The organism is Dyadobacter sp., assembly GCF_051859145.1.
Taxonomy (GTDB): domain Bacteria; phylum Bacteroidota; class Bacteroidia; order Cytophagales; family Spirosomataceae; genus Dyadobacter.
Map to the genome: position 1 here is coordinate 1 of NZ_JBHYGF010000139.1, position 9,523 is coordinate 9,523.

Annotated in this window: 7 protein-coding genes; all 7 read left to right on the forward strand. The window is 50.4% G+C overall.

The genetic code is table 11. The features are described from left to right. Window positions 1-1,272 (forward strand): glycoside hydrolase family 44 protein (locus tag ACTIE6_RS09715; protein ID WP_439556449.1); only part of this gene is annotated, 1,272 nt, incomplete at its 5' end. Window positions 1,273-1,301: 29 nt separating this feature from the next. Beyond that, window positions 1,302-3,686 (forward strand): TIM-barrel domain-containing protein, encoded by a 2,385-nt coding sequence (locus ACTIE6_RS09720; RefSeq protein ID WP_439556450.1) that lies wholly within the window; start codon window positions 1,302-1,304, stop codon window positions 3,684-3,686. A 91-nt stretch (window positions 3,687-3,777) separates the two neighbouring features. Further along, complete coding sequence (locus ACTIE6_RS09725; protein WP_439556451.1) at window positions 3,778-4,008, forward strand: DUF4287 domain-containing protein; 231 nt, start codon at window positions 3,778-3,780, stop codon at window positions 4,006-4,008. After that, window positions 3,992-5,440 carry a T9SS type A sorting domain-containing protein gene (locus tag ACTIE6_RS09730; protein WP_439556452.1) on the forward strand — a complete coding sequence of 483 codons (1,449 nt, stop codon included), beginning with the start codon at window positions 3,992-3,994 and terminating at the stop codon, window positions 5,438-5,440. The genes ACTIE6_RS09725 and ACTIE6_RS09730 overlap by 17 nt, the downstream gene beginning before the upstream one ends. A 131-nt stretch (window positions 5,441-5,571) precedes the next feature. After that, window positions 5,572-6,210 (forward strand): (2Fe-2S)-binding protein, encoded by a 639-nt coding sequence (locus tag ACTIE6_RS09735; RefSeq protein ID WP_439556453.1) that lies wholly within the window; start codon window positions 5,572-5,574, stop codon window positions 6,208-6,210. Further along, complete coding sequence (locus tag ACTIE6_RS09740) at window positions 6,207-7,190, forward strand: FAD binding domain-containing protein (RefSeq protein ID WP_439556454.1); 984 nt, start codon at window positions 6,207-6,209, stop codon at window positions 7,188-7,190. The genes ACTIE6_RS09735 and ACTIE6_RS09740 overlap by 4 nt, the downstream gene beginning before the upstream one ends. 22 nt (window positions 7,191-7,212) lie before the next feature. Further along, a complete protein-coding gene (locus ACTIE6_RS09745) occupies window positions 7,213-9,486 on the forward strand; it encodes a xanthine dehydrogenase family protein molybdopterin-binding subunit (RefSeq protein WP_439556455.1) in 2,274 nt (757 codons plus the stop codon). The last annotated feature ends 37 nt before the right edge of the window (window positions 9,487-9,523 follow it).

A 9,523-nucleotide genomic window follows, 5' to 3' on the forward strand; every position in this document is an offset into this window, starting at 1 on the left:
ATCCGCTATTGGAACATGGACAATGAGCCGGAGATCTGGTCGGGAACGCACGATGATGTGATGCCCCGGCAAATTTCGCCGAAGGAATTTATGCAGCGTTACATTGATCTTGCCAAAAAAGCCCGGGCTAAATTTCCCGGCATCAAACTGGTAGGTCCCGTTACTGCGAATGAATGGCAGTGGTACAATTGGGACGGAAAGCCCGTCGGCGAAAATGGCAAGACTTACCCGTGGCTGGAATATTTCATTAAAACAGTTGCCGAAGAACAGCAGAAAAGCGGGATCAGGCTACTGGACGTGCTCGATATCCATTTTTACCCCGGAACAAAAAATACAAATGACGTCACCCAATTGCACCGGGTGTTTTTCGACAGAAACTACATTTTCCCCGAAGCAAATGGCGTGAAGACCATAAATGGAGGTTACGACAACAGCATCAACAAAGAATACATTTTCGCCCGCTGCAACGATTGGCTAGTCCAGTACCTTGGAGCAGGGCACGGTGTAACACTCGGACTGACCGAGGCAGGGATAGACCAGAGTATATCAGCGCCCGTTACCGCCGTGTGGTACGCGTCTACAATGGGTGAATTCATGAAAAATGGCGTGGAGATCTTTACGCCCTGGACCTGGAAGCCGGGTATGTGGGAGGTACTGCATTTGCTGAGCCGCTATAATCAGGCACGTTCGGTAAAGGGTACGTCAGCCAATGAAACGCTGGTATCTGCTTACCCGAGCATCAATGCTGCCGGGGATTCACTCACACTTGTGTTGGTCAACCGGTCGCCGGAGCAAAGCCAGTCTGTGCGGGTTAATTTGAGTAATTTCATTCCTGCTCAGGGGAATGCGCCGGTATACACCCTTTCAGAGCTGCCGGCTACTGAAACGTTCCGGTCACATACGCAGAATGCACTTAAAAAGTCGGAGGTAGCAGTGACGGGAAATGTGCTCAATGCATCACTCCCGGCTATGTCCGTCACAGCTATGGTGCTGCGCAGTGGCGGAGAAATTCTTGGAACCGACCGGGCGGCTGCATTCGAGGTCAAGGTTTTCCCCAACCCAACCCGCGACCGCATCACGGTTCAATGGGCTGAGCGGGAGTTTTCAGTACTCGAAGTATTCGATCTTACTGGTAGACAGTTATCTAAAATTAACCTGCAAAAAACACAGCGGGAAGCATATATCGATTCCCGCCTCGCTGCGGGAACATACCTGGTTAAGCTGACGGGCAGCGACGGGCGATCTGCCGTAAAACAAATTATCGTCCCGTAACGAGGGACTCCTAACTATCTTTTACCATAATGCATTCAACTACAATTTCAGGTAAATGGCGTTTGCTGCTGTTTTCCCTGGTACTGTGCCCGATCGGATTTAAAGCATTGGCGCAGCATTCCAAATTGGTGAACGAACCTGTTGATATCAGCGGCGACTTCCGCGACTTTTCAAATACCATATTCTTTGCCGACAGCCTGGCTGCATTTGATCCCGAATCAGGAACAGGCAAAATCAAGTGGAAGCGGCACGAAGCATTTTCTGCGCATAATTTCGACAATTCGATGCTGAGCTATAAACGCGCTTACAGCAACGAATTTCCCGCAATTGAGTACGCCCAGGACCCTGTACTGCCTTTTTCCATTGAATTTACCTCGCCGCGTACGGTTCGTATCCGTGCAAATACAAGTCTGCAAAAACAGGTTGCTGGACCTTCGCTTCTGCTTGTGGGCGAGCCTGTGCAGGACAAATCGTGGAAATACAGCAAGATCAATGGGGGACATTTGTATACGGGTACTTTCGGTTCGGTGACCATTTATGAAAATCCCTGGAAAGTGCTGATTAAGGATGCGAATGGAAAAGTTTTGACACAAACACGAAGCGCAGCCGACGGAAGAGCCTCATTTACACCTACATTACCTTTCTCATTTGTCCGCCGCGCAGCTGATTATTCGCGCAGCGTAGCCGCCGTTTTCTCCATTTCTCCCGATGAAAAGATATTCGGCTGCGGCGAATCTTTTACCAAATTGGATAAAAACGGACAGAAGGTTGTACTCTGGACCCACGACCCAAATGGCGTGGAGACGCAAACGATGTACAAGCCCATTCCGTTTTACATGAGCTCGCGCGGCTACGGTATGTTTATGCACACCAGCGCGCCGGTTACCTGTGATTTTGGGGCTACTTACGGGGAATCCAATGCGATGCAGATCGGGGATGAAAACCTGGACCTGTTTGTGTTCCTGGGCGAGCCAAAGGAAATCCTCGACGCGTACACCGATTTGACAGGCAAAGCGCCGATGCCGCCTTTGTGGTCTTTCGGATTGTGGATGAGCCGCATTACCTATTTTTCTGAGAAAGACGGGAGAAATTTAGCAGAGAAGCTGCGCAGAAACAGGATTCCTTCTGATGTGATCCACTTCGATACGGGATGGTTTGAAACTGACTGGCGGTGTGATTACCGCTTTGCGCCAAGCCGGTTTGAGAATCCCGCACTGATGATTTCAGACCTGAAAAAGCAGGGTTTCCATACTTCACTTTGGCAGTTGCCTTATTTTGTTCCTCAAAATGTGCTTTATCCCGAGATTGTTGCCAAAGGTCTGGCTGTCAAAAATGCAAATGGCACTATTCCCTACGAAGACGCAGTGCTCGATTTTTCCAATCCCAAAACCATTGAATGGTATGAGGATAAAATTTCGGAGCTGCTCAAACTGGGGGTATCAGCCATTAAAGTCGATTTCGGCGAGGCTGCCCCGCTTTCAGGCGTTTATGCGTCGGGGCGTACTGGTTTTTATGAACATAACCTGTATCCGCTCCGGTACAACAAGATCGTATCCGAACTTACCCGAAAGCTGAATGGTGAAAATATCATCTGGGCCAGGAGTACCTGGGCGGGAAGTCAGCGATATCCCATTCACTGGGGCGGCGATGCTGAAACGACCAACAAAGGAATGGAAGCGCAGCTCCGCGGCGGGTTATCCCTGGGCTTGTCGGGCTTCACCTTTTGGAGTCACGATATTGGCGGTTTTACAATGAAAACGCCGGAGGATTTATACCGGCGCTGGTTACCAATGGGACTGCTGAGCTCTCACACCCGCACGCACGGACAGGCGCCAAAAGAACCCTGGGAGTATGGCGAAGCATTTCAGGATTATTTCAGAAAAGCAGTCGAGTTGAAATACAAGCTGATGCCCTACATCTACACGCAATCCAAACTGGCCTCCGAAAAAGGGCTCCCAATGGTACGCGCATTGCTGGTCGAATTTCCGACAGATCCCGGTGCCTGGCTGGTAGATAACCAGTACATGCTCGGATCGGATTTGCTGGTTGCCCCGCTGTTTGAGAATGGTAAAACCCGGCAGGTTTACTTGCCAAAAGGTACCTGGGTAGATTATCAGACCAGAAAAGTATACGCAGGCGGCTGGCATGAAATTGCCGCTGGCGAGCTGGAAGTAATTATGCTGGTGCGCGAAGGCGCAGTGCTCCCGCAGGTGAAAGTCGCACAATCCACAGGTGAGATCGACTGGAATAACATCGAGCTGCTCAGCTTTGCAAATACACCTCAAAAAGCAGAAGTAAAGCTGTTCCTGCCCGGCCAGGATTCCGTAAAAAGCATTGAAGTCACAAAAAAAGGCAGCAAGTTGCTGGTGAGCAAAGATCCTTTTGCAGGTAAAATCAAATGGGTTTTGCGTTGAGGTGATCAGGCGAATAGCGAGCGATTTAAATAGATTTCGCATCCCTGGGACTTATATAGTGGTTTGAAATTTCAATAAAAATAAATCAGCTATGTCATTCCAGGGATATCTCAAAACAATCAAAACAAAAACCGGAAAAGGCCCGGAAGATTTCCGGCAGCTCGCGCAGGAAAAGGGTTTTACCAGTGACGGTGTATTAAAAAGCGAAGTCAAAGCCGGTGAAATTACCAAGTGGCTTGCAGAAGATTTCGAACTTGGACACGGTCACGCCATGGCAATCTACGCGCTGCTGAAAGGCACTAAGAATGAAAATAGTGATTAGGTGGGCGGCATATCTCTTCATGATGCTGGCGCTGCCCCGCCTGGTTTATGCGCAGCACGAGGCAGACAACTGGTTCTTTGGCCGGGGTGTGGGTCTGTCATTTGCCAATGATCAACCTGCGCCGGTTTACGGGAGCCCTATCAAGCATGTCGAAGGTACAGCGGTAGCATCTGATCCGAAATCGGGTAAGCTACATTTTTATACGGATGGAAGAACAGTCTGGAATGCCGCTCATCAGGTGATGACAAATGGGGAGGGACTGCTGGGGAGCTACACATCTGCGCAATCTGCATTGGTGCTGCCTTATCCTTCAAAGCCCGGGATTTTCTATTTGTTCACCACAAGATCTTACGCCGACAACAAAGGCGGCCTGAACTATTCCATTGTCGATATGTCGCAGTCGGGCGGAATGGGAGCAGTGCTGGGTGAAACAAAAAATACCTTGATTGAAGAGTTTGGCGCTGAAAAGCTAACAGCTGTTCCGCATGCAAACAGGAGGGATTTCTGGCTGGTATCTCACCGGTGGGACAGTGACATTTTCCTGGTTTACCTCGTGTCGCCGCTTGGTATATCCGCTGCCAAAGAATTAAAGGTCGGAACGGTTCACAAAAAGGCAGAAGCAGGTGCCAATCACTTCATCGGTGAGGAATTGGGAACGCTGAAAGCCTCGCCGGACGGGCGGATGCTGGCAGCAGCTGTGTACGGAGACCGTGACAGGCCCTTTGAACTTTACGACTTTGACGACAGGACAGGAACAATCTCGAATTATCGCAGTCTGGGTGATTTTTCCGGGCAGTATAGCCTCTCTTTTTCACCTGATAATTCCAAACTGTACCTGTCGCTTTTCAACGATTACGGATCATTTCAATTTGATCTGAACAATTTAAATAAACCTCCTTCACCAGTTCTGAGCCCGGATTTAGCGAACAACAATCCAACTTACGTAGGCGGCTCTATGCAGCTTGCGCCGGACGGTAAATTGTACATGGCCTGCATTGACAGGGCAGGCTTACTGGTCATCAATTCGCCAAACAGCAACATTGAAAGGGTTGATATCCGGGAAATGCGCCTTGATCTGCGCGGAGGCAAAATCTACCAGGGCTTGCCTAACTTTTTACAATCAACATTCAATACATCTCCCGCCCGGCCTTTTATGCCGGAAACAACGGATTGTGGTGAAGACCTGCTGGTATATCCCAACCCGGTTACAGAAGATAAGTTTACTGTTCAAATGGACAGCGCAACATGGCGTGCACAATGTAAGTTGCTGGAATTTACAGTTTATCGGGTGTCCGGCACTGAACTCCTCTCCATGCAAGACCAGATCAATGATACCTTCGAGGTAGATGTCACGCATTGGCCCGCCGGATTATATATCCTGGTGTTTGATTATCCCGACAAAAGGGTGATCAGGAAGTTGGTGCGGTTGTAAAGCAGGGGCCCTCCTGGCTCGATCTTTTTAGATCCTGCATTCTCTGTATAAAATGTTCCCAACGGAACTGCCTGAGACGCTCCGTCGCCAGGATACCGGCATTACACTTCACCAGAACTTAATCCATCTTTATGAGCAGGAACGAATCATCGGATCAGTCCGGGAGTGACAAGGATCACGGGTCCCGGCGCGGTTTTCTAAAAACGTCCTCCATTCTCACTGCAATCGCAGTTGCGCCTGCTGCGGTAGCAAAAGCTGCCGAGTACGATTTGGGAGGAAAAATCACGGAAGCTTTTGAAACAGTACCTGTTAACCTGACTGTCAATGGGGTGAAAAAACAGCTGGCGCTCGAACCCCGCGCAACGCTGCTGGATGTGCTTCGCGAGCAACTTGACCTCACAGGAACAAAAAAGGGCTGTGACTACGGACAATGCGGCGCGTGTACTGTTCACGTGGATGGTCAGCGGGTACTATCCTGCCTCAGCCTGGCGGTTATGCTCGAAGGGCGCGAGGTGACCACCATTGAGGGACTGGCCAAAGGAGAGGAGCTGCATCCGATGCAAAAGGCTTTTATTAAACACGACGGTTTTCAATGCGGGTACTGTACACCCGGACAGATCATGTCGGCTATTGGCTGCATTAAAGAGGGTCATGCCGAAAACGATGCGGATATCAGGGAATATATGAGCGGGAACATCTGCCGGTGCGGGGCTTATCCCAACATTGTCAATGCGATTAAGGAAGTGAAAAACGGGGGGCTGAAATCATGATACAATTCCAATACGAACGTGTTTCTACGCCCGCTGCGGCACTCAGTGCATTGTCGAACAGCGGGAATGCCAAATTCATCGCAGGCGGAACCAACCTGGTGGACCTGATGAAAAGGAATGTAATGTCACCCCGGAAGCTGATTGATATCAACAGTCTCCCGCTAAAACATATTGAGCAGCAAAATGGGAAGGTTACCATCGGCGCTTTGGCGCTCAATGTACAGGTAGCAGACAGCAAACTGATCCTGGAAAAGCACCCGCTGCTGTCCCAGGCACTGAATGCAGGCGCTTCTGCGCAGATCAGGAATATGGCAACGGTAGGCGGAAATATGTTGCAGCGTACGCGCTGCCACTACTTTTATGATACCACGCTTCCGTGCAACAAACGCGAGCCGGGAAGTGGCTGCGGCGCTTTACAGGGTTTCAACCGGATGCACGCCATTTTTGGCGCAAGCGAACATTGCATTGCGGTGCATCCCAGCGATATGAGTGTTGCGCTGGTGGCGCTGGATGCGACTGTGCTGGTGAGAGGACCGAAAGGAGAACGGCGCATTCCGTTTGCGGACTTCCACCGGCTCCCCGGGGACCATCCTGAAAAAGATACCAACCTGCAAGCAAACGAGCTGATCACCGCTGTCGAGATACCTGATAATGCATTCAACCAGCATGCACATTACTACAAGGTACGCGACCGGGCTTCCTATGCATTTGCACTGGTGTCGGTTGCTGCCGCCTTGAACATAGATGGTGGCATGATTAAGGAAGCCAGACTGGCAATGGGCGGCGTGGCACATAAACCGTGGCGGTTAACAGAGGCAGAAAAATCACTGGCCGGAAAACCAGCAAATGAGGATAGCTTCCGCCAGGCAGCCGCCATCGCGATGCAGGGAGCAAAAGCATACAAATACAATGCTTTTAAATTGAAGTTAGGTGAAAATGTGATTGTAGAAGCATTGAAAACAGCGGCTCAGAAAGCTTAGCGGCTTATAACCAGCAAAGAACATGATGGAAGAAGCATTATTATTTGATAAGAAAGACTATAAACCGCTTGACAGGGTAGACGGCCGGATGAAAGTAACCGGCGCTGCGAAATACTCCGCTGAATACAACCTGCCTAACCTCGCTTACGCGGTACTGGTCAGCAGCAGCATTGCCAAAGGCACCATCAAGGCGATCGACTCCAAAGCCGCAGAACGCGCTCCCGGCGTAATCGCGGTGATCTCGCATGTGAATGCGATCAAAGTTCCGGGGTACCAGTCAAACGATGGTCACCCTTCCGAGCCGCCGGTGGGCGGGCAGCCGTTGCGCGTTTTTTATGATAACAAAATCCATTCAAACGGTCAGCCCATTATTGCAGTTGTAGCGACTTCTCTGGAAAAAGCGCAGCACGCCGCATCATTGGTCAAAGTACAGTATACCAAGGAGCAGCATCGTACCGACTTTGATGCAAATGTCAAAGGCGCGGTGTTACCGGCACAAGCCAAAAAGAACCCGAAGTCGCCCACGGCTGATTATGACAGGGGAAATGCAGATGCTTTTCAGTCTGCACCATTCAAGGTTGAGGCAGAATACGTGCTGCCCACCGAAGTACATAATCCGATGGAGTTGCAGGCTATCACTGCACATTGGGAGGCAGACGATAAGCTGACGGTTTACGACAAAGTGCAGGGTACAAAGCCGACTCAGGCCAACTTTGCCAAAGAATGGAAAATCCCCGAGCAGAATGTGAAGGTAATTGCCACGTTCGTCGGCGGTGCTTTCGGGAATGGTTTGCACAACTGGCCGCACGAAACCGCTGCTATTATTGCGGCTAAACAGGTGAAAAGACCGGTGAAGCTGGTTTTGACACGCGAGCAGATGTTTACCATGGTAGGCTACCGGCCACGTACCTGGCAAAAAATCGAGATGGGCGCGACGAAAGACGGGAAGCTGCTGGCGATTAACCACTATTCCATTGGGCAGACTTCGAGTTACGAGGAATTTACCGAATCGACCTTGCAGCAAACCAGGATGATGTACTCCTCACCCAGCGTGAGCACGCGTTACCGCATTTTACCATTAAATGTCAGCACACCTATCTGGATGCGCGGACCAGGTGAAGCTACCGGGGCTTTTGCGCTGGAATCGGCAATGGACGAAATGGCGCACGCGATCGGAATGGATCCGATTGAGTTCCGGCTGCTGAATTATACCGAGTCTGATCCGGACAAGAACATGCCCTGGTCGACCAAGTACATGCGTGAATGTTATGAGGAAGGTAAAAAAAGGATTGGCTGGAACAAGCGCAAATTGACTCCCGGCTCTGTGCGTGAGGGAGAGTGGCTGGTAGGTTACGGAATGGGAACCGGTACGTTCGGGGCTAACCGGAATGCGGCTACCGTGAGAGCGGAGCTGGATAGCGCAGGTAACCTGATCATGCAATGTGCAATTACAGATATAGGTCCGGGTACCGGCACTGCGATGGTACAAATCGCCGCGGACAGAACAGGTATTCCGACTGAAAAAATCATATTTCAGCTGGGCAGTTCCGAGTTTCCCAAAGCTGGAAACCAGGGAGGTTCTTCTACCGTCAACAGCGTGGGGCCAGCTGTGCAGGCAGCCTGCGACGCATTGAAACAGCAGCTTATTACCATGGCCGCTGCCAATTCAGATGCTGATTCTGCATTCAGGAATGCGGCGGCTGGTGATTTGATGCTTGAAGACGGGCAGCTGCGCCTTAATGGGAAGTCTGGAAAAAAGCTTACGATCGCTGATCTTTTTAAACAAAATAATATCACCAAAATAGAGGCGACACAGGAGTCTAAACCGGACGAAAACCGGAATAAGTATTCGATGTACGCATTCTCCATGCATTTTGCAGAAGTGCATGTGCATCCTTTTACAGGTCAGGTGAGGGTTAAGAAAATTGTTTGCTGCGCAGATGCGGGCACGATCGTGAGTCCGAAAACTGCTGCAAGCCAGATGATCGGCGGCGCAACGGGTGGCATCGGAATGGCGCTGACGGAAGATGCTGTGATGGACCACCGGTTTGGAAGGTATGTTACAAAGGATTTTGCCGACTACCACGTACCCGTACATGCCGACGTGCCTGATATTGATGTGTATTTCGTAAACAAACCCGATCTGCTGGCCGATTCGGTGGGTAGCAAGGGACTTGGGGAAATCGCGATCATTGGTGTCGCGCCTGCTATCGCCAATGCAGTTTTTAACGCGACCGGCAAACGCATCCGCGAGCTGCCCATTACACCGGATAAGCTGATCGATATGAATGTTTAAACCAAAGAGGGTAAATATAACCCTGAGCAATGGCATG